The 20,887-nt window shown below is 28.6% G+C and carries 20 protein-coding genes; 18 read left to right on the top strand and 2 right to left on the bottom strand.

What is annotated here, in order from left to right; all coding sequences use genetic code 11:
• Window positions 1-205 precede the first annotated feature (205 nt).
• Complete coding sequence (locus RDX53_RS09985; RefSeq protein WP_307994076.1) at window positions 206-1,147, top strand: type II CAAX endopeptidase family protein; 942 nt, start codon at window positions 206-208, stop codon at window positions 1,145-1,147.
• Window positions 1,148-1,198: 51 nt separating this feature from the next.
• On the opposite strand, the gene RDX53_RS09980 is transcribed toward RDX53_RS09985, so the two are convergent.
• On the bottom strand, window positions 1,199-2,971 hold the full coding sequence (locus tag RDX53_RS09980; RefSeq protein WP_307994077.1) for an NFACT RNA binding domain-containing protein: 1,773 nt from the start codon (window positions 2,969-2,971) through the stop codon (window positions 1,199-1,201).
• Window positions 2,972-3,457: 486 nt separating this feature from the next.
• On the opposite strand from RDX53_RS09980, the gene dapF reads away from it, so the two are divergent.
• The 16 genes from dapF (at window position 3,458) to RDX53_RS09900 (ending at window position 19,472) form a co-directional block, all read left to right on the top strand.
• Window positions 3,458-4,291, top strand: a complete 834-nt coding sequence (gene dapF / locus RDX53_RS09975) for a diaminopimelate epimerase (RefSeq protein WP_295733091.1) — start codon at window positions 3,458-3,460, stop codon at window positions 4,289-4,291.
• A 1-nt stretch (window position 4,292) separates the two neighbouring features.
• Window positions 4,293-5,174, top strand: a complete 882-nt coding sequence (locus RDX53_RS09970) for a YicC/YloC family endoribonuclease (protein ID WP_195929556.1) — start codon at window positions 4,293-4,295, stop codon at window positions 5,172-5,174.
• A gap of 35 nt (window positions 5,175-5,209) precedes the next feature.
• Complete coding sequence (gene gmk / locus RDX53_RS09965) at window positions 5,210-5,833, top strand: guanylate kinase (protein WP_195929557.1); 624 nt, start codon at window positions 5,210-5,212, stop codon at window positions 5,831-5,833.
• 1 nt (window position 5,834) lies between these two features.
• Window positions 5,835-6,110: a DNA-directed RNA polymerase subunit omega gene (gene rpoZ / locus RDX53_RS09960; RefSeq protein ID WP_195929558.1), complete on the top strand. Its 276-nt coding sequence runs from the start codon at window positions 5,835-5,837 to the stop codon at window positions 6,108-6,110.
• Window positions 6,111-6,157: 47 nt separating this feature from the next.
• Window positions 6,158-7,369 carry a bifunctional phosphopantothenoylcysteine decarboxylase/phosphopantothenate--cysteine ligase CoaBC gene (coaBC, locus tag RDX53_RS09955; protein ID WP_195929559.1) on the top strand — a complete coding sequence of 404 codons (1,212 nt, stop codon included), beginning with the start codon at window positions 6,158-6,160 and terminating at the stop codon, window positions 7,367-7,369.
• A gap of 101 nt (window positions 7,370-7,470) precedes the next feature.
• Window positions 7,471-10,038: a primosomal protein N' gene (gene priA / locus RDX53_RS09950; protein ID WP_195929560.1), complete on the top strand. Its 2,568-nt coding sequence runs from the start codon at window positions 7,471-7,473 to the stop codon at window positions 10,036-10,038.
• A gap of 37 nt (window positions 10,039-10,075) precedes the next feature.
• Window positions 10,076-10,516 (top strand): peptide deformylase, encoded by a 441-nt coding sequence (gene def / locus RDX53_RS09945; protein ID WP_195929561.1) that lies wholly within the window; start codon window positions 10,076-10,078, stop codon window positions 10,514-10,516.
• 12 nt (window positions 10,517-10,528) lie between these two features.
• The gene (gene fmt / locus RDX53_RS09940) at window positions 10,529-11,458 is read left to right on the top strand and encodes a methionyl-tRNA formyltransferase (protein ID WP_195929562.1); all 930 of its coding nucleotides are present in this window, start codon (window positions 10,529-10,531) and stop codon (window positions 11,456-11,458) included.
• 18 nt (window positions 11,459-11,476) lie between these two features.
• Complete coding sequence (locus RDX53_RS09935) at window positions 11,477-12,172, top strand: zinc metallopeptidase (RefSeq protein ID WP_195929563.1); 696 nt, start codon at window positions 11,477-11,479, stop codon at window positions 12,170-12,172.
• Window positions 12,173-12,273: 101 nt separating this feature from the next.
• Entirely contained in the window at window positions 12,274-13,599 is a 1,326-nt protein-coding gene (gene rsmB / locus RDX53_RS09930) for a 16S rRNA (cytosine(967)-C(5))-methyltransferase RsmB (RefSeq protein ID WP_195929564.1), read from the top strand.
• 8 nt (window positions 13,600-13,607) lie between these two features.
• Entirely contained in the window at window positions 13,608-14,639 is a 1,032-nt protein-coding gene (gene rlmN / locus RDX53_RS09925; protein ID WP_195929565.1) for a 23S rRNA (adenine(2503)-C(2))-methyltransferase RlmN, read from the top strand.
• Between the two features lie 17 nt (window positions 14,640-14,656).
• The gene (locus RDX53_RS09920; protein WP_195929566.1) at window positions 14,657-15,409 is read left to right on the top strand and encodes a Stp1/IreP family PP2C-type Ser/Thr phosphatase; all 753 of its coding nucleotides are present in this window, start codon (window positions 14,657-14,659) and stop codon (window positions 15,407-15,409) included.
• Window positions 15,410-15,421: 12 nt separating this feature from the next.
• Window positions 15,422-17,230, top strand: a complete 1,809-nt coding sequence (gene pknB / locus RDX53_RS09915; protein WP_195929567.1) for a Stk1 family PASTA domain-containing Ser/Thr kinase — start codon at window positions 15,422-15,424, stop codon at window positions 17,228-17,230.
• A gap of 42 nt (window positions 17,231-17,272) precedes the next feature.
• On the top strand, window positions 17,273-18,154 hold the full coding sequence (gene rsgA / locus RDX53_RS09910; protein WP_195929568.1) for a ribosome small subunit-dependent GTPase A: 882 nt from the start codon (window positions 17,273-17,275) through the stop codon (window positions 18,152-18,154).
• Between the two features lie 2 nt (window positions 18,155-18,156).
• Window positions 18,157-18,813: a ribulose-phosphate 3-epimerase gene (gene rpe, locus RDX53_RS09905; RefSeq protein ID WP_195929569.1), complete on the top strand. Its 657-nt coding sequence runs from the start codon at window positions 18,157-18,159 to the stop codon at window positions 18,811-18,813.
• An 11-nt stretch (window positions 18,814-18,824) separates the two neighbouring features.
• Window positions 18,825-19,472 (top strand): thiamine diphosphokinase, encoded by a 648-nt coding sequence (locus RDX53_RS09900; RefSeq protein ID WP_195929570.1) that lies wholly within the window; start codon window positions 18,825-18,827, stop codon window positions 19,470-19,472.
• A gap of 36 nt (window positions 19,473-19,508) precedes the next feature.
• On the opposite strand, the gene RDX53_RS09895 is transcribed toward RDX53_RS09900, so the two are convergent.
• The gene (locus tag RDX53_RS09895; RefSeq protein WP_243269541.1) at window positions 19,509-19,910 is read right to left on the bottom strand and encodes a (deoxy)nucleoside triphosphate pyrophosphohydrolase; all 402 of its coding nucleotides are present in this window, start codon (window positions 19,908-19,910) and stop codon (window positions 19,509-19,511) included.
• A gap of 113 nt (window positions 19,911-20,023) precedes the next feature.
• Between RDX53_RS09895 and RDX53_RS09890 the strand changes: the two genes are divergently transcribed.
• Window positions 20,024-20,872 (top strand): patatin family protein, encoded by an 849-nt coding sequence (locus tag RDX53_RS09890; RefSeq protein WP_295572450.1) that lies wholly within the window; start codon window positions 20,024-20,026, stop codon window positions 20,870-20,872.
• The last annotated feature ends 15 nt before the right edge of the window (window positions 20,873-20,887 follow it).

Genomic DNA, 20,887 nt, shown 5'->3' with positions numbered 1-20,887 from the left:
ATTTATATTAGTAATTTTCGAAAAAATACTTATCTTATAATAAGTCTGAAATAGGTTTTCTTTATTTTTTAGAAAATTACTAATATAAATTTTAATTAAAAAGAATCATTACCTAAGCTATATTTAATAATATTGTAATATAAAAATAGTATATAATTATAAAAAGAGAGGAGTGATTGTTATTAATAATTTAAATTATGTATTGTTGAGATTAGGAGTACTTTTATTAATATTAATAGGAATATTTATATTTGTTACATTGTCGATTGTAATTTTTGCAAAAAAATTTAATTGTGAGAAAAAAGTATTTAATGGAAGAATTTTTTCTTTTTTAGGCAACAGAAAAGAGTTTAAGGAAGGCATAAAGCCGAGCATAACAGATGGGGCATTGATTTATACAATATCATTAATAGCCCTTATATATATAGGTAGCTTTATGCAATTATACTGGGGAACTATAGGACTTATAGCTACTGAAGTTATGATTTTATTAATACCAGTACTTTACGCAATTTATATAAAAGCAGATATAAAAAATACTTTTAGTTTAAGAATGATAAAAATAAGATATATTTTAGGAAGTATTATAGTATGGTTTGGTGGATATTTAATAATAAATATAACGACACAAATCTTGCTTTCGTTATTTCCAGAAGGGGCAGATGTATTACAAGCTGTAAATAGCAGTGTTATGATGGATTCGTTTATCGCAAGTTTAGTTGTAGTTGCTTTAATTCCTGCAATATGTGAAGAAGTTTTATTTAGAGGTTTTTTACTTAGCTCATTTAAAGGGAAAAGTAAAAAGTCAAAAATTTGGGCTATTATAATAGTAGGAATATTATTTGGCATAATGCATCTAAACTTTATAAGAATAGTTCCAACAGCAATGCTAGGAATATTATTTGCATACTCTGCATTAGTAACACAATCAATTTGGACTAGTGTATTTATGCACTTCTTAAATAATGGATTTTCTGTATGTGTATTATACTTAAATGAAAATTATCTACATATACCACTAGATACACCAGTTAATTATACAATGCCACAACTATCATCAATAATAATGACAGTGTTAATAGGAGGGGCATTTATATATCTAGGAAGTTTATGCTTTAAAAATAAAAAAGATATTATAGAAGCTTAAAGTATATAATTAAAAAGGAAACTACAGTAAATAAACTGAGTTTCCTTTTTTTTAAACTTCTCTTAATTTTGATACAATTTCTTCTTCTGGTGTTACATATATAGTGTTATTTGTTTCATAAATAACCATTCCCGGTTTTGAACCGCTTGGTTTTTTAACATGTTTTTTCATAGTATAGTCTACAGGCACTTGTGAAGACATACGTCCTTTACTAAAGTATGCTGCTAGCATAGCTCCTTCAAGCAATGTATTATCTGGAACTTCAACTCCTGCACATTTTATAATAACGTGAGAACCTGGAATATTTTTTGTATGCATCCATATATCTTCAGGGTCTGCAATTCTTAAAGTAAGGTAGTCGTTTTGCTTGTTGTTTTTACCTACTAAAATTGTAAATCCATCAGATGATATAAATTTATTCGGCTTAGTAGTTAAATCCATTTCCTTTTTAGCCTTAAATTTACGAGGTGCTCTTGCATATCCAAGTTTTATTAATTCTTCTTTTATATCTTCTAAATCTTCAAGATTTTCACAGTTTTCAATACTTAAAAGGACGTTTTCTAAATATTCTATTTCGTCTTTACTTATAGCCATTTGCTCAGTAAGTTCTTTTTTAGCAGTTTTTAGCTTGTTGTATTTTTTAAAGTATTTTTGAGTATTTTCTGATGGCGTAAGGTTTTCATTTAATTCAATTGTCATCTTAGCCATGTTTTCATCATAGAAGTTGTCCACTTCTATGCTTTTCATACCTTTTTGTATCATATATATATATGCAGTTAGAAGTTCGCCTTTTACTTTATATATATCTGCATTATCAGCTTGTTTAAGTTCTTTTTGTTGTTTCTTTTGTTTATTATAAAGTCTATCTAATTTTATAGATATACTTTTTCTAAGGTCAGAAGTCTTTTGATGAACTCTATCTTTAAAATCTTTTGTGATGTAGTAGTCTTCTACTATTTTTGATATGCTTTCATCATGTATAAATTTAAATCCTTCATAGAAAGTTAGATCAATACAATTAAAGTCTACAACTTTATCTACTTTTTCATTTATTATCATACAAGGATTAAATTCGTTGTTTTTGACTTTAGTAAATATATCTGAGAATGTTCTGTATAAGTCAGCAAGTTCATCTCTAGATAAGTCTTCACCTTTAGCATCAAATTTTATATTTGATCTATAACATATTTCCTTTGCAACAGTAGGACTTATTCCTAAAAATTTGCTGTAAATTGCTTTAGAAATAGGCCCATCAAATTCTCTTAAAGTATTTATAAAAGATTTGATAGAACAACCTTTTACAGGGTCTATTTTATCTTGTGCAGGAGGAAGAGTATAAGTCATAGCAGGTAGAATTTGACGTGCTCTACTCACACTAGGCGGAACTCTTTTTATTGAATCTATTATAGTTGAATCTTTATCATGAGTTAGAATTATATTACTATGTCTACCCATTATTTCAACATATATATTTTTAGTACTTTTATCTTTTAATTCATCATAAGACTCAATACTTATTTTTATAATTCTTTCAAAACCAACTTGAGTTATATCAGTTATTATACCTCCTTGAAGATGTTTTCTAAGCAACATACAAAACATAGGTGCTTTTAGAGGATTTTCTTTATTATATTTATTAGCTATATAAACTCTAGGATTTGATGAACTAGAACTAAGAACAACTTTAAAATTTTCTCTGTTATTTCTTACATAAAGAAGTATTTCATCATTTTCTGGTTGATGAACTCTATCTATTTTACCACCAACTAATTTCGAATTTAATTCATGGGCGATTGAATTTACAACTAAACCATCTAATGCCATAGTTTCTCCTTTCATTGTTAGATAATATTCAGTTTTCTATACTACAATATATCTCAATCTATAATTATTATCTAAGTCTTTTTTAATTATGTTATTTACATAATAATTATATACATATGAATTGATATTTACTAGACTTGTTTTACTTATTTATTTAAATAAGATAAAATAAATATAGATATAAAGATAAAAAATCTAACTGCATATATACTTTAATTTGGAATTATATGAAAGCTTTAGATACTAAAAATTATAAATAAATTGATTATTATGTAGCATGATTGGAAAAAAATATAGATAGGATATTTAAATTTTTATTATTAATTTTATATTATCAAAGATGATTTAATTATTAAAAAAAGAATATATTAAATAAGAAGTTATATGTAAATATTGGCAAAGGACTAGATAAAATTTCCTAAATATTTATTTTTAAATAAAAATAAGGTATAATTATATGTTAGAAAATATCAAAGGGGAATTAAAATGAGATTTTGGAAATTACATGGAATAGGAAATGATTTTGTTGCAATAGATGGAAGAGAAGACAATATAGATAATAATGATTATGGAGATTATGCAAGACGTGCATGTCATAGAAAATTTTCTGTGGGGGCAGATGGTCTATTAGTAGTAAAAAACTCAGATATTGCAGATATTGAGATGGTATATTATAACTCTGATGGTTCTAGAGCTGCTATGTGTGGCAATGGGCTTAGATGTTTTGTAAAATTTGTTTATGATAATAAAATAATAGAAAAAGACGAGTTTGATGTATATACATTAGATGGCATTAAAAGAGTTAAATTAAATTTAAAAGATAACGAAATACAAACTATTAAAGTAAATATGGGCAAAGGAAGCTTTTTAGCTAAAGATGTTCCTGTAAATACAGAAATAGATAAATTTATAGAACAAAAAATAAACGTACTTGATAGAGAATATACAGTTTCATCAATACTTATGGGCGTTCCACATACAATTGTTTTTGTAGATGAGCTAAATATGGATGAAGTTTGTAAATATGGAGCAGAAATAGAAAATCACGAGATGTTTCCACAAAAAACTAATGTAAATTTTGTACAAATAATAGACGATAAAAATATATTAGTAAAAACTTTTGAAAGAGGATGTGGATATACATTTGGATGCGGAACAGGAATGACAGCCTCAGTAATGGTGAGTAACTATCTTGGAAAAGTAGGAAAAAGTGTAAATGTAACTTCTGAAGGAGGAAGTGTACAAATCGATTTAGAAGATGGATTTGCATATATGACAGGTCCAGCTGTGAAAATATGTGAAGGAAACTTGGAGGTATAATATGGCAATTAGTATGACCGGATTTGGAAGAGGAGAAGTAAAAAACGACAACTATCAATTTTTAGTAGAATGTAAAACTATTAACCATAGATATTGTGATATAAATATGCGTCTTCCAAGAAAAATCAACTTTTTAGAAGATAAAGCTAGAAATTTTATAAAAGATTTTGTAAAAAGAGGTAGAGTTGATTTATATGTAAAGCTTGACTTAATAGGCTCAGAGGATGTAAACTTAAAATTCGATGATAATTTAGCAGACCAATATATAAATATATTGCAAACTATTAGAGATAAATATACTTTAGCAGATGATATATCTGTTATGAATGTTGCAAAGTTTCCAGATATAATAAAAACTGAGGAAAAAGAAGAAGACGAAGATGAAATGTGGGCTATGTTCAAAGAAGCTTTAGAAATAGCTCTAGATAAACTAGTCGATATGAGACAACAAGAAGGTAAAAAATTAGAAGAAGATACTCTACAAAGATGTGATATATTATCTGGTTATATAAATGAAATAGAAAAATTGTCTGATACAGTAGTTGCTGATTATAGAGATAAATTAAATACAAGAATAAAAGAACTATTAGAAAATCCAAACGAAATAGACGAAAATAGAATGGCACAAGAAGTAGCTATATATGCAGATAAAAGTTCTATAACTGAGGAAATAGTTAGATTTAATTCTCATATAACTCAACTTAAAAATACAGTAGTAAAAGATGATTCAGTTGGTAGAAAAATGGATTTTCTTATCCAAGAAATGAACAGAGAAATAAATACTATGGGATCTAAATCTTCTGATATAAATATCACTAACTTAGTAGTTGAAGTTAAAAGTGAGCTTGAAAAAATCAGAGAGCAAATTCAAAATATAGAATAGTATTTACATAGCAAAATAGAAAGGGAGATATAATAATGATTAAGAAAAAAGGATTATTATTAGTTATTTCTGGTCCATCAGGAGCAGGCAAGGGAACTGTCTGCAAAGAACTATTAGAAAGAAATCCTGAGTTTAAACTTTCAGTATCAGCTACTACTAGAGCTCCTAGAGAAGGTGAAGTAGATGGAGAAAGTTATTTCTTCTTAACAAAAGAAAAATTCAGCGAGATGATAGGACAAGGTGGGTTTTTAGAATACGCACAAATTTATAGTAACTTCTATGGAACACCAAAAGGGCCTGTAATGAAGTACTTAGAAGAAGGTAGTGACGTTATTTTAGAAATCGAAATGCAAGGTGCTAGACAAGTAAAAGAAATGTACCCAGAAGCTGTACTTATATTTGTTTTACCTCCTTCGCTTGAAGAATTAAGAAATAGACTTACAACTAGAGGTACGGAAACTGAAGAGCAAGTAAACGAAAGACTTAGTACTTCTCTTGAAGAGATAAAACAAGTAAAAGATTATAACTACTTTATATTTAATGAAAATAATAAAACGACAGAATCTGCAAAAATTATAGAAGATATAATAGTTGCAGAAAAAAATAAAGCTAGCAGATATGAAAAAGCAATAATTAAAAAGTTTGAGGAGGAATTATAAAATGGTAAAACCATCAATAAACGACGTATTAGAAAAAATAAGTAACAGATATTATTTAGTTGGGACTGTAGCTAAGAGAGCTAGAGAAATAGTAGACGGTTCTGAATTATATGTAGAAAACAAACAAGGTGAAAATAAACCAGTTTGTTTAGCAACTGAAGAAGTAGCAGAAGGAAAAATAACTTACAGATTATTAACTCCAGAAGAAATAGAACAAAAAGAATTAGAACATCATTTAGAACAAGAAAAACAACAAAAAGAATTAGAACAAGACTAATTTCAAATAAATTTTAAAATCCCTATAGAATTAACAAGGAGAAAAGTATGCTAAAAGGAAAAACTGTTGTAATAGGAGTAAGTGGCGGAATTGCAGTATATAAAGTTTGTGATGTAGTAAGCAGATTAAAAAAATTAAATGCCAATGTACATGTTATTATGACAAAAGGTGCATGTGAATTTGTAGCTCCCCTTACTTTCCAAACAATGAGTCAAAATTATGTAGTGAGCGATATGTTCCAAGACCCAAAAACATGGGATGTAGAACATATATCACTTGCAAAAAGAGCTGATTTATTTTTAGTTGCTCCAGCAACTGCAAATGTAATTGGGAAAATAGCATGTGGAATTTGTGACGATATGCTTACAACTACAGTAGCTGCTACAAAAGCAAAGGTACTTATAGCTCCAGCTATGAATACTAATATGTATGAAAATCCAATCATACAAAGAAATATATCTACATTAAAAGAATATGGATATAATTTTGTTGAACCAGCAAGTGGTAGACTTGCTTGTGGGGATATTGGAAGTGGAAAACTTGCTTCACCAGAAGATATAGTTGAAGGTGTAGTAAATCTACTTAAATATGATCAAGATTTAATAGGTAAAAAAATAATGATAACTGCAGGCCCAACTATGGAAAGTTTAGACCCTGTAAGATATCTTACAAATAGATCAACTGGAAAAATGGGTTATGCTATAGCTAAAGTCGCAGCAGCTAGAGGTGCTGAAGTTACTTTAGTATCAGGTAAAACAGACATTAAACCACCATCAAATTTAAAGAAATTTATAAGTGTATCATCAGCAGAAGATATGTATCAAGCTGTTATATCTAATTTAGATGAAAATGATGCAGTTATAAAAAGTGCCGCTGTTGCAGACTATAAACCAAAAACATACAGCGATAATAAAATAAAGAAAAAAGATGGAGATTTAGTTATAGAACTAGATAGAAATAAGGATATTGCCTACGAAATCGGAAAAATTAAAAATGACAAGATATTAGTAGGATTTGCAGCAGAGACAAACGACATAATCGAAAATGCAAAAGCTAAGATTGCTAAAAAGAATATGGACTTTATAGTTGCAAATAACTTAAAAGAAAGTGGAGCTGGATTTGGAACTGATACAAACATCGTAAGTATCATAGAAAAAGACGGCAGCATGAAAGAATATCCTATGATGACTAAGGAAGAAGTTGCGTCAGTAATTTTAGATAAAATTAAAACTTTACTAGACAATAAGTCTTCTCTTTAAAAGGACTAATTAATTATATAAATTTTAATAGACTATAAAGAGGAAATCATATGATTTCCTCTTTTAGTAATGAAGATAAATGAAAGGAGTGCGAGAATAAAATGTATGTAAAAGTAATAGTTAAAAATAACAGTCAATATACAGACAACCTATTTACGTATAAAGTGCCAGAATTTTTACAAGATGAAATATGCTTGGGGCATAGAATTCTTGTACCCTTTGGAAAAGGAAACAAACCTATAGAAGCATATGTATTCAGAATAATGCATAACAATGATGAAAAAGTAGAGACAAAATATATCTATGATATTTTGGACGAAAGACCAATATTAAAAAGAGAAGATTTAGAGCTTATTCATTGGATGAAAAATAGATACTTATGCACATATATGGATTGTATAAATTTAATAATTCCTAAAGGATATAAACTAAATAATTATAAATTAATAACACTACACCCATCACTTAAAGGTATTGATGCATATGAATTATACGATTTAAGTGAACAGCTAAGTGATAACAAGAAATTTGTATTTCAAAAGGTTTTAGACAATAAAGGAAGTATAAAACTAGATAAATTAGTTGAAAAGAAAATAGAGTATTCTACACAAGTTGCAGAAGATGAAGAATTATACAACATAAAAGATAAAAAGACTTTAAAAAGAAAAGTTGCTGACAATTTAAATAGTCTTTTATATAAAATGAAAGAAGAATCACTAATAGATTTAAAATGGGAATACAAAAGCATAAAAAATGAAATAAAAATATGTTATGTGTCATTAAAAATGAATTATGTGGATATGATGTTTTATATAAAAGAAAATAAAATAAGACTTGGCGAAAAGCAAAAACAAATTTTAGAGTTCTTAAAAAATAACGAAGATGTAGAGATTAATGATTTAATTGAATTATTAAAAGCATCAAAATCTAGTATAAATTCTTTAAAAGAAAAAAACTTAGTTGAATTTAAATACGAAGATTTTTACAGAAAATCAAAATCAAACTTTAATTATCAAAATAAGGATGTAGTTTTAAACGAAGAACAAAATCATGCTATAGAAAAAATAACATCAGAGATGTTCAATCAAGAGAAAAAGCCTTATATGATACACGGGGTAACAGGAAGTGGAAAGACAGAAGTTTATATGGAAATTATAGATTATGCACTAAAGCAAGGTCTTGACAGTATAGTTTTAGTTCCAGAAATATCTTTAACACCACAGACTATAGCTAGATTTAAAAATAGATTTAAAGATATCGTAGGAGTATTTCACAGTAGACTATCTGAAGGTGAAAAACACGATGTATTTAGAGAAATAAAAAAGGGTAATATCAGGATTTTAATAGGAGCAAGATCTGCTATATTTGCACCATTTAATAGTTTAGGTGTAGTTATAGTAGATGAGTTTCATGAGAGCTCTTATAAATCAGATAAAAATCCAAAGTTCTCAACTCTAGAAGTAGGAAGATACTTAGTAAATAAAAGAGATATAACTTTAGTATTAGGTTCTGCTACACCATCTATAGAAGAGTACTACAGAGCGAAAAGTGGCGAATACGAGCTTATTGAGCTTAAAAAGAGAGCCAATAATAAACCTCTTCCAAAAATTGAAGTAGTAGATATGAAAGAAGAACTTAAATATGGAAATAGAAGCTTTTTAAGTAATAAATTGAAACTACAAATTGAAGAAGAAATAAAAAACAACAACCAAGTTATTTTATTTTTAAATAGAAGAGGGTATTCAAGTTTTGTTTCATGTAGAGAATGTGGATATGTCTTTAAATGTAAACACTGTGATATCTCACTTACCTACCACAAAAAACAAAATATAGGGAAATGCCATTATTGTGGGTATGAAGAAGTTATACCACAAAAATGTCCAGAGTGCGAAAGCAAATACGTAAAGGCATTTGGACTAGGTACAGAAAAAATCGAAGAAGAGATAAAACAAATATTTGAAGGTGTAAGAGTTTTAAGACTTGATAAAGATACTACTTCACAAAAACACGAACTTGAAAATATATTAAATAAATTCCAAAATAGAGAAGCTGATATACTTATAGGGACGCAGATGATAAGTAAGGGTCTTGACTTTAATCATGTAACATTAGTAGGAATATTATCGGCAGACATGATGTTAAATTTCCCAGATTTTAAGAGCTTTGAAAATACATTCCAACTTGTGACACAAGTTTCGGGAAGAGCAGGGCGTTCTGAAAAAGAAGGAAAAGTAATACTTCAAACTTATGACAGTCAAAGCAGTGTTATAAAGAGAATAGTCGACTATGACTTTGAAGGATTTTACGAAGATGAAATAAAAATTAGAAAACTATTTAATTATACACCATTTAATAATATGCTCAGTGTAGTTATAAGTGGAAAAAATGAACTTATGGTAAAGAAAAATATAACAACTCTTTATAACAATATAGTTTATTTACTAAAAGAGCGTGGAATACAAGATTTTGAATTTATTTTAGGTCCAAATCCATGTTCAATATCAAAAATAAATTCAAATTATAGATGGCAAATATTATTTAAAGATGATAATATTGAAATTAATTTATTAAAGGGTATAATAAAATATATATGTATAACTAAAAGAGATGTTGTATTCGACAAAGAGGTTAATATATCAATAGATATTAATCCAAATAGTATTTTATAATTTATAAAATTTAATGGAAAATGTAGGAGGAAGAAAAATGGCATTAAGACAAATAGTGAAAATAGGGGAACCTGTTTTAAGAAAAAAATCTAAAGTAGTTAAAGAGATAAATGATAGACTTATAGACTTATTAGATGATATGGCTGATACAATGTATGAAGCTGATGGTGTAGGTCTTGCGGCACCACAAGTAGGTATACTAAAAAGAGTAGTTGTAGTAGATATAGGAGATGGACTTATAGAACTTATAAATCCAGAGATAATAGAAGCAGAAGGTGAATACCTAGACAATGAAGGTTGCTTAAGTGTTCCTGGAGAAAGTGGAGATGTATTAAGACCATACAGAGTAAAAGTTAGAGCTTTAAATAGATTTGGTGAAACTATAGAAATTGAAGGGGAAGAATTATTAGCAAGAGCTTTCTGTCACGAAATAGATCACTTAGACGGAATATTATATGTAGATAAAGTAGTAAAATAGGAGTTGATTTATTTGAAAATATTATTTATGGGAACACCTGATATAGCTAGTGGGTGTTTACAAGAACTTATAGATAAAAAATACGATATAATAGGTGTAGTTACACAACCAGACAAACAGGTTGGTAGAGGTAAAAAAATAGTATTCTCACCTGTTAAACAAGTTGCAATAGAAAATAATTTACCAGTATATCAACCGGTAAAAGCAAAAGAAGAATCTTTTATAAAAGAAATAAAAGACTTAAATCCAGATGTTATAGTTGTAGTAGCATATGGTCAAATACTATCTAAAGAATTTTTAGAAATACCTAAACATGGATGTATAAACGTGCATGTATCATTATTACCAAAATATAGAGGAGCAGCTCCTATTAACTGGGTAATAATAAATGGAGAAGAAAAAACAGGTGTTTCAACTATGTTTATGGATGAAGGGCTTGATACAGGAGATGTAATTTTACAAAGTGAATTTGCTTTAGATGATGAAATTACAGCTGGTGAACTTCACGATAAAATGACAGTAGAAGGTGCAAAAGTGCTTTGCGAAACTTTAGACTTAATAAAAGAAGGAAAAGCACCGAGAACACCACAAAATCACGATGAGTTTTCTTATGCTCCAATAATGGATAAAAATTTAGGTCACGTTGACTTCTCAAAATCTGCTAAAGAAGTACACAATTTAGTAAGGGGAGTAAATCCATGGCCAAGTGCATATACTAACTATATGGACAAAAAAATGAAAGTTTGGAAGACTAAAGTGCTAGATGAAAAGAGCTCAAAAGAGCCTGGTACTATATTAAAAGTTGACCAAGATGGTATAAAAGTAGCTACTAAAGATAATGTTATCTTAATAAGTGAAATACAAATGCCAAACAAAAAAAGAATGGAAGTAAAAGAGTTTATAAAAGGAAATACTTTAGAAGTAGGAAGCGTACTTCAATAAAGCAAGGAGTGTTTAATTATGTACTATCCATATTATTATGATCCAACATACCTAATACTAATTCCCGCTATAATACTTACGATGTACGCTCAATTTAAAGTGAGTTCAACTACAAATAAGTATTTTAGGGTTAGAACACAAAGGGGATATACTGGAGAACAAACAGCAAGAGAAATTTTAAATGCAAATGGAATATACGATGTAAGAATTGAAATGACAAGAGGTACTTTAAGTGACCACTATGACCCTAGAAATAAAGTCTTAAGACTATCACAGGATGTATATAGAGGAACATCTATAACTTCTGTAGCTGTAGCAGCTCATGAATGTGGTCATGCAATTCAACATGCGAGAGGTTATGCACCACTTACTATAAGAGGGGCTATAGTTCCTGTTGTGAATTTTGCTTCAAGTGCATCTTGGATTTTAATAATGTTGGGGTTATTTATGACTTCTTCTACATCTCTTTTAAAAATAGGAATACTTTTATTTTCAGCTACAGTAGTATTCCAATTAATAACTTTACCAGTTGAATTTAATGCATCTCACAGAGCATTAATTCAAATAGAAAATTTAGGTATAGTTAGCCGTGATGAAAGAAGAGAAAGTAAAAGAGTGCTTGATGCAGCTGCATTAACTTATGTGGCAGCAGCAGCTACTGCATTACTTCAATTATTACGATTAATTACAATTGCGAATCAAAGAGATGATTAGCATTAATATATGGTAATATAATAAGGGAATGTTACTAAGTGGAATTTAAATATAAATTTGCTATGTAACACGCCCTTAATTTAATTAAGGAGAAAATTTTTATGAAATCAAGGAATTTAGCTTATAAGGTTTTATTTGACATCGAAAAAAATGAAAATTACTCAAATATGGCTATAAATAAGTACTTTAAAGATTGTGATTTAGATAGCAGAGATAGAGGTTTTGCGACAGAAATTATATATGGTGTTGTTGAAAATAAAATATATCTAGATTACATAATAGACAAGTTATCAAAAATAAAAAGCAATAAATTAAATCTAAAAGTAAAAATACTTCTTAGAATGGGGATATATCAAATACTATTCTTAGACAGTGTTTCTGATTATGCTGCAGTCAACGAAACTGTAAATTTAACAAAAAAACTAGACAATAGGTCTGCTGGATTTGTAAATGCAGTTTTAAGAAACGTTATAAGACAAAAAGAAGATATAGGCGAAGTTAAAATAAAAGATACTGTAGATAATTTATCAACTAAATATTCATATAACAAATGGATAGTTAGAAACTGGATAAGCAAATTTGGTAGAGAGTTTACAGAAGACTTATTAGAAGCAAATGCAGAAAGACCAAGTCTATACTTAAGAGTAAACACTTTAAAAACAAATAGAGATGAATTAATATCATTATTAGAAAAACAAGATGTACAATGTGAAAAAGTTCCTTTTATACAAGAAGCTATAAAAGTAAACAACCTTAAAAATATAGAAAACAACGAACTATACAAAAAAGGATTATTTACAGTACAAGATATAAGCTCTATGTTAGTCGGTAAAATATTAAATCCACAAAAAGATGCTAAAGTTTTAGATGTATGTAGTGCTCCAGGCGGAAAAACTACTCACATAGCGACTCTTATGGAAAATAGCGGACAAGTAGTATCAAGAGATATATTTGAGCACAAAATAAAACTAATACAAAACTCTGTAAATCGTTTAGGACTTAAAAACGTAGATGTAGAATTATTTGATGCTCTTAGCTTAGATAAAGAAAGCATCGATAAATTTGACTATGTTCTTGCAGATGTTCCTTGTTCAGGTCTTGGAATAATAAGACGTAAACCAGAAATAAAATATAAAGAAAAAGAAGAAATAAAAGATCTTCCTAAACTTCAAAAACAAATACTTCAAAATGCAGCTAAGTATGTAAAAGTAGGCGGAACTTTAATTTATAGTACTTGTACAGTACAAGATGATGAAAATATAGAAGTAGTTGAGAATTTCTTACAAAGCAACAAGAGATTCCAATTTGAAAAGATTGAAAATATAAATATAGATTTAGAAAATGAAGATAAAGGATATCTAAAAATTTATCCAAACATACACGGTATGGATGGATTCTTTATAGCTAAATTAAAAAGAGTAAGGTAGGTAGCATCATGGAAAATAAAAAAATAGCTCTAAAAAACTTTACTGAAGAAGAATTAAAAGAATTTATGAAAGAAATTGGAGAAAAACCATTTAGAGGGACTCAAATTTATTCATGGATATACAAAGGTGCAAAAACTTTTGACGATATGAAAAATATTCCTAAATCTCTTAGAGAGAAGTTAGAAAAAGTTTCTTATATAGGTAACTTAGATATTGAATTAGTGTTAAAATCTAAAGTAGATAAGACAAAAAAATACTTATTTCTACTAAACGATGGAAACATAATCGAGTCAGTAATGATGGAATATGAAGATAGAGTTACAGCATGTATATCAAACCAAGTAGGATGTAGAATGGGATGTAGATTCTGTGCATCTACAATGGATGGACTTATTAGAAATTTAGAACCATGGGAGATTTTAGATCAAATAATAAAAATCCAAGAAGATACAGGAAAAAGAGTATCAAACTTAGTCCTTATGGGAAGTGGAGAACCGCTTGATAACTTTGAAAATACTAAGCAATTTTTAAAAGTTGTAAATGATAAAAATGGTCTTAACATAGGATATAGACATATAACACTGTCTACTTGTGGAGTAATACCAAAAATGTATGAATTGGCGGATTTAAATATACCTATTAATTTAGCATTATCTCTGCATTCACCTTTTGACGATAAAAGGGCAGAAATAATGCCAGTGGCTAAAGCTTATAAAGTAAAAGACTTAATAAAAGCGTGCCAAAACTACATTGATAAAACTAATAGAAGAGTAACATTTGAATACTCTTTAATAAAAGGAGTAAATGATTCAAAGGCAGAATCTGATGAAATAAGTAAACTATTAAAAGGTATGTTATGTCATGTAAATTTAATTCCTATAAATAAAGTTGAGGAAAGAGATTTCGAAAGACCAGATAAAACTTATATTTATAAATTTAGAGATGCCTTAGAAAAAAATAATATACCAACTACTGTAAGAAATTCCATGGGTTCTGATATTGGTGGAGCATGTGGACAATTGAGAAGAAAACACAAGTAGGAGAAGGGGGTAACAATATGATTTTTAGTTTAGCGTCTGATATAGGCAAAGTTAGAAAAAATAACGAAGATTTTGTAGATGCAAAAATCATATGTAAAGATGATGAAACAAAAATAGGCATATTTGCCTTGGCTGACGGCATGGGAGGTCACAATAAAGGTGAAGTCGCTAGTCTAATGGCTGTAAATGGCATTATTGAATTTTTATCTGAAAGTTTATCTCAATCAGGAAATATAAAAATAGACTATTTTGATGACATTATAAAACAAGCATACAATCAAGTAAATTATAGCATACTTGAAAAATCCAAAGAAGATGAATCATTTAATGGTATGGGGACGACTCTTGTCACTGTAGTAATATATAACGATGATATGTATGTAGCCAATGTCGGTGATAGCAGATGTTATATAATGAGAGATGAAGAGCTAAAACGAATAACAATAGATCACTCTGTAGTAGAAGATTTAGTAAGGATGAATATTATATCAGAAGAAGAAGCTATGACACATCCAATAAGAAACCATATAACTAGAGCTATGGGAACAGATGAAATGGTTATAGTAGATATATTTAGAAAAAAGCTAAAGCCTCATGATAAAATTTTAATGGCTACAGATGGACTTACAGGATATGTTTTAGATGAAAAGATAGAAGAGATTTTGACAAGTGATGATAATATAAATGTAATAACTAATAACTTAATAGAATTTGCAAATGATGTATCTGGCAAAGATAATACATCTGTTATATTAATTGAGCAAAGTTAGGACGGTGATAATGTGGAACAAACAATTTTAGGTAATAGATATCAAATTATTAAGAAAATTGGCGATGGGGGAATGGCTTTTGTATATCAAGCAAAAGATAAGCTTTTAAATAGAATTGTAGCTGTTAAAGTTTTGAGGCCAGAGTTTGTCGATGATAAGGACTTTTTAGCGAAATTTAAAAGAGAAGCAGAAGCCGTTGCTAATATAACACATCCTAATATAGTGAATGTATATGATGTAGGTCAAGAGGGGAAAGTTCACTATATAGTAATGGAATATGTAGATGGACAAAATCTAAAAGAAATAATAAAAAACGAAGGTGTTTTAGATGAATATACTGCTCTTGATATTACAAAGCAAATAGCTCAAGCACTGAGCGCTGCTCATAAAAAGGGCGTAATTCATAGAGATATAAAACCTCATAATATATTGATTTCTAATGAAGATAGACAAGTTAAAGTTGCGGACTTTGGTATAGCTAAAGCTGTTTCAAATTCAACAATTACTAATATAGGAAGTATAATTGGTTCTGTGCATTATTTCTCACCAGAACAAGCAAAAGGTCAGCCAGTTGCTAATAATGCAGACTTATACTCTCTAGGTATAGTATTGTATGAGATGTTAATCGGAAGAGTACCATTTAGAGGTGATAGTCCAATTTCAATTGCACTTCAACATATAAATGAAGAAATTGAATTTACACAAGAAGAAAAGACTAAAATACCTCACAGCATAAGAACTTTAATAAGCAAGATGACTGAAAAATCTCCTGAAGATAGATACCAAAGTGCAGAAGAAGTAATAGAAGATATAGATTACATAGAAAAAAATATAGATTTAGATTTTATAAAAGAGTACGACAATTATGTGACTCAAAAAATAGATCAAGATAAATTACTTGCAAAATCTAAAAGATATAACACAAATAGAAACTATTATGAAGAAGATTTAGAAGACTATTCAGATGAATACGAAGATGAAGAAGATTATTACGAAGAGCAAAAGCCAGTAAGAAAAAGTAATAAAAATAATGTAAGCAAGAAAGCTAAAAAGAAAAAACGCAACAACACTAAAAAAATAATAATAGGAGTTATAGCTTTAGCAGTTGTTGTAGTAGCGTTATTTGGAGGTAAGCTAGCTATAAATGCTTTCCTTAATAACAATACAAGTAGCAACGGTCAAGTAGAATCTTTTGATGTGCCTAATTTTGTTGGAATATCAATTGATGATGCTAATAAGCAAGCAGCTAAATTAGGATTAAACATACAAACTACAGAAGAATACAATACAGAGGTTAAGGCTGGATATATAATATCTCAAAGTCCACAAATGGGAAAAGTACAAACTGGAGATACTATAAATGTAGTTGTAAGTTTAGGTGGAAAGGCTGCAACTGTACCAAATTGTGTAGGTATGTCATATGAAAAAGCTAAAAAACTTATAGAATCAAATAATTTAAAAGTTGGTTCTAGAAGTTATGAATACAGCGATTCGTATGAAGAAGGAGTTGTAATTTGGCAAAATCCTTCCTCTGGAACAAATGGCGTAATGCAAAATACAACAGTTGATTTAGTTATAAGTAAAGGTAAAAAACCAGAAGATAATACAACTAAACCAGACGACAATAATCAAAATAACTCAGGAGATAACAATAATTCAGATAACTCAGGAGATAATAATGACAGTAATACAGATAATCCAGGAGATAATAATAACCCAAATAACCCAGGAGATAGTGGTAATACTGACAATAATGGTAGTAGTGGGAATACTGAATCTCAACAAAATGCTAGTATAAGAAAAGGTGATTATTGGGTTTAGGAGTATTTAAACCAAATAATTAAAAATTTTAGGAGGGCTTTAATGATAGAAGGTAGGATAATAAAAGGTATTGGAGGCTTTTATTACGTAGATACAGATAATGGTCTGTATGAATGTAGAGCTAGAGGAATTTTTAGAAAAAATAAAATAACGCCTTTAGTTGGAGATTTTGTAAAAATAAGTGTAGTAGATGAAGAAAATAAAAAAGGTGTAGTAGAAGAAATAGCAGAGAGAGAAACAGAACTTGTTAGACCTCCTATTGCTAATGTAAATAAGGCATTAATAGTATTTGCTGTTAAAAATCCAACGCCTCATTTATCTTTATTAGATAGATTTATAGTTCTTGCAGAGAGAGAAAATTTAGAAATTGTAATAATACTTACAAAAATAGATTTAGATGATGACAATACTTTTGAAAAAATAAAAAATATCTATGAACCTTGTGGATATAAGGTTATAGGGGTTAGTAATTTAGAAAAGAAAAATATCGACAAAGTAAAAGAAGAATTAAAAGACAATACAGTTGTTTTTGCAGGACCATCAGGAGTAGGAAAATCTAGTTTATTAAACGAAATAGATAAGAACTTTAAGCTAAAAACTGGTGATGTCAGTGATAAGATAAAAAGAGGTAAACATACAACAAGACATGCTGAATTATTTGAATTAGAGTTTGGTGGTATGGTTGCAGATACTCCAGGGTTCAGTTCTTTAACACTTGACGATATAGAAGATGTAGACTTAAAAGACTATTTTATCGAATTTGACAATTACGATGATTGTAAATTTGGATCAAGATGTATACATCAGAATGAACCAAATTGTGCAGTTAAAGAAGCTGTCGAAAATGGAGAAATACCAAAAGAAAGATATGAAAGTTATATACAATTATTAAATGAAATTAGACAAGGGAAGAGGAGATATTAGATATGATTAAATTAGCACCATCGATTTTATCAGCGGATTTTGCAAGGTTACTAGAAGACGTAAAAAAAGTAGAGAAAGCAGGGTGTGAATATCTACATATAGATGTTATGGATGGGCATTTTGTGCCAAATATAACTTTAGGACCGGCTATAGTTAAATCGCTAAGAAAAGATGTCAACATGGTATTTGATGCACATCTTATGATAGAAAATCCAGACAACTATATAAAAGAATTTGCAGATGCTGGATGTGATATAATAGTAGTTCATCAAGAAGCGTGTACACATCTTCACAGAACTATTCAAAATATAAAATCACATGGAGTAAAAGCGGGAGTTGCTTTAAATCCTGCTACACCGATAGAAACTATAAAATACGTATTAGAAGATGTAGATATGGTACTTTTAATGTCTGTAAATCCAGGATTTGGTGGACAATCATATATACCAGTAGTAACAAAAAAGATAAAAGAATTAAGAGCATTAATTGATGAAATGGGACTTGATATAGATATAGAAGTAGATGGAGGAGTTAAGCCATCAAATATATCTGAAGTTGTAAATGCTGGTGCTAATGTAATCGTAGCTGGTTCTGCTATATTTAATGCAGGTGATATAGACGAAGCTGTTAAATCACTTAGAGAAAATGCTAGTAAGTAGGGTGATTAAAAGTGAAAGTTTGTATAGTATTAAATGGAAGTATCAACGACTACAATAAAACAAAAAATATAATTAAAAATCAAAACTACGATTATATTATAGGTGCAGATGGTGGATGTAATCACTTATACAAAATGGATATACTACCGAATTATGTTATAGGTGATTTGGATTCTATTAATGATAAATTAATAAAATATTATGAAGATAAAAATATAATATTTAAAAAGTTTCCAACTCATAAAGATGAAACAGACGCAGAAATATGCATATATTTAGCAAAAACATTAAATGCTACAGAAATACATTTTATTGGAGCTTTAGGCGGTCGTATAGACCATGCATTATCTAACATAGGGCTTATGTATTATGTATTAGAAATGGATATTGAACCTAAAATATTGACTAGTGAAGAAGAGATGTTTATTATACACAATAATACAAAAGTCATAAAAGGAAAAAAAGGGGATACACTTTCTATATTAGCGCTTAAGCAAGATGCTATTAATGTAACTTTAGAAAAATTAGAATATCCTCTAAAAAAAGCTAGGGTTTCATATTTATCACCACTAGGGATTTCAAATGTTATGTTAGAAGATGAATGTAATATAACAGTAGAAGATGGATATTTATTAGTTATAAGAAATTTAAATGTATAGAGATAAAATAAAGGTCAGTTTAAAATAAACTGACCTTTATTTATTTGAATTTATAACTTTATCTACTAGTGGTATATCTGCAGGGGCCCAAACAAGTGATTTTAAATTTTCTTTTTTTAGATAAATCAACTTAGAATGTTCATCTGCTATAGGTTCTCCTTCTACTAAAATACATTTTAGTGCAGTTAAACTCACTATGATATTTTCATATTCATGTATATTTTTACCGATGATTTCAGTAGCTTTAACTGAGCATTTTAATTCTTCTTTTATTTCGCGCTCGATAGCCTCATGCTCACTTTCACCTTTTTCAATTTTACCTCCAGGAAACTCCCACATATTAGGAAGAACCATTATAGGGGATCTAAGGGCACATAATATTTCATTGTTTTCATTTTCAATAACTGCTGCTACGACTTCTACTAATTTTTTATCCATAATCCACCTCCATAAATAAGATAACATATAATAAATAAAACTTCTATGGTAGTAATATACAAAATCTTTGTTATAATATATAAATATACATAAATTAGAAAGAAGGGGTAGAAGTGATTAAAGCAGGTCTTGTGGTAGAAGGAGGCGGTATGAGAGGTGTTTATGCCGCTGGAGTACTTGATTTTTTTATGGAAAAAGACTTATATTGTACAAATAATTATGGCGTTTCTGCAGGAGCATGCCATCTTTGCAGTTATTTATCAAAACAAAATAAAAGAGCATTTCGTGTAAATGTCAATTATTTACAAGATAAAAGATACTGTAGTGTTAGAAGTTTAATAAAAACTGGCGATTTATTTGGGGCAGAGATGCTTTATGATATAATACCGAATCAATTGGATTTATTTGATTATGACGCATTTAAAAACAATAATGCTAATTTTTATAGTGTAATCACAAATATAAATACAGGTAAACCTGAATATATAAAAATAAACGACTTAAAAAATGATATTATCTATATTAGAGCTTCAAGTTCACTTCCTTTTTTAGCTCAAAATGTAAAAATTAAAGATGATTATTACCTAGATGGAGGTATATCAGATTCTATTCCAATCAAAAAATCAATAGATGATGGAAATAAAAAGAACGTAGTAATATTAACTAGAGACAAAACATATAGAAAATCAAAAACATCATTGATACCATTTATGAAGATTAAATATAAAAAATATCCTAATTTAATAAATAGTATGGCAAATAGATATATAGTATATAATCAGACTTTAGATTTTATTGAAGAATTAGAAAAATCCCAAGATGTATTTGTAATAAGACCTAAAAATCCAGTAAAGATAGGCAGAACAGAGAAAAATAAAGAAAAATTAGAAGCTCTTTATAATGAAGGATATAATGATGCAAAAGATTGTTATGAAGAATTAATAAAATATTTAAATATATAAAGAAGTTGTAGCATA

It is taken from the genome of uncultured Intestinibacter sp. (assembly GCF_902468165.1).
Classification (GTDB): domain Bacteria; phylum Bacillota; class Clostridia; order Peptostreptococcales; family Peptostreptococcaceae; genus Intestinibacter.
Note: the sequence above shows the minus strand (reverse complement) of the source record. Positions and strands in the feature narration are given on the sequence as shown.

Excerpts from the sequence above, each read along its gene's own strand:
- RDX53_RS09895 (WP_243269541.1), bottom strand. The coding sequence starts at position 19,910 with ATGGATAAAAAATTAGTAGAAGTCGTAGCAGCAGTTATTGAAAATGAA.
- RDX53_RS09935 (WP_195929563.1), top strand. The coding sequence starts at position 11,477 with ATGTACTATCCATATTATTATGATCCAACATACCTAATACTAATTCCC.
- RDX53_RS09970 (WP_195929556.1), top strand. The coding sequence starts at position 4,293 with ATGGCAATTAGTATGACCGGATTTGGAAGAGGAGAAGTAAAAAACGAC.
- rpoZ (WP_195929558.1), top strand. The coding sequence starts at position 5,835 with ATGGTAAAACCATCAATAAACGACGTATTAGAAAAAATAAGTAACAGA.
- priA (WP_195929560.1), top strand. The coding sequence starts at position 7,471 with ATGTATGTAAAAGTAATAGTTAAAAATAACAGTCAATATACAGACAAC.
- RDX53_RS09920 (WP_195929566.1), top strand. The coding sequence starts at position 14,657 with ATGATTTTTAGTTTAGCGTCTGATATAGGCAAAGTTAGAAAAAATAAC.
- dapF (WP_295733091.1), top strand. The coding sequence starts at position 3,458 with ATGAGATTTTGGAAATTACATGGAATAGGAAATGATTTTGTTGCAATA.
- RDX53_RS09980 (WP_307994077.1), bottom strand. The coding sequence starts at position 2,971 with ATGGCATTAGATGGTTTAGTTGTAAATTCAATCGCCCATGAATTAAAT.
- gmk (WP_195929557.1), top strand. The coding sequence starts at position 5,210 with ATGATTAAGAAAAAAGGATTATTATTAGTTATTTCTGGTCCATCAGGA.
- rsmB (WP_195929564.1), top strand. The coding sequence starts at position 12,274 with ATGAAATCAAGGAATTTAGCTTATAAGGTTTTATTTGACATCGAAAAA.
- coaBC (WP_195929559.1), top strand. The coding sequence starts at position 6,158 with ATGCTAAAAGGAAAAACTGTTGTAATAGGAGTAAGTGGCGGAATTGCA.
- def (WP_195929561.1), top strand. The coding sequence starts at position 10,076 with ATGGCATTAAGACAAATAGTGAAAATAGGGGAACCTGTTTTAAGAAAA.
- rlmN (WP_195929565.1), top strand. The coding sequence starts at position 13,608 with ATGGAAAATAAAAAAATAGCTCTAAAAAACTTTACTGAAGAAGAATTA.
- rsgA (WP_195929568.1), top strand. The coding sequence starts at position 17,273 with ATGATAGAAGGTAGGATAATAAAAGGTATTGGAGGCTTTTATTACGTA.
- rpe (WP_195929569.1), top strand. The coding sequence starts at position 18,157 with ATGATTAAATTAGCACCATCGATTTTATCAGCGGATTTTGCAAGGTTA.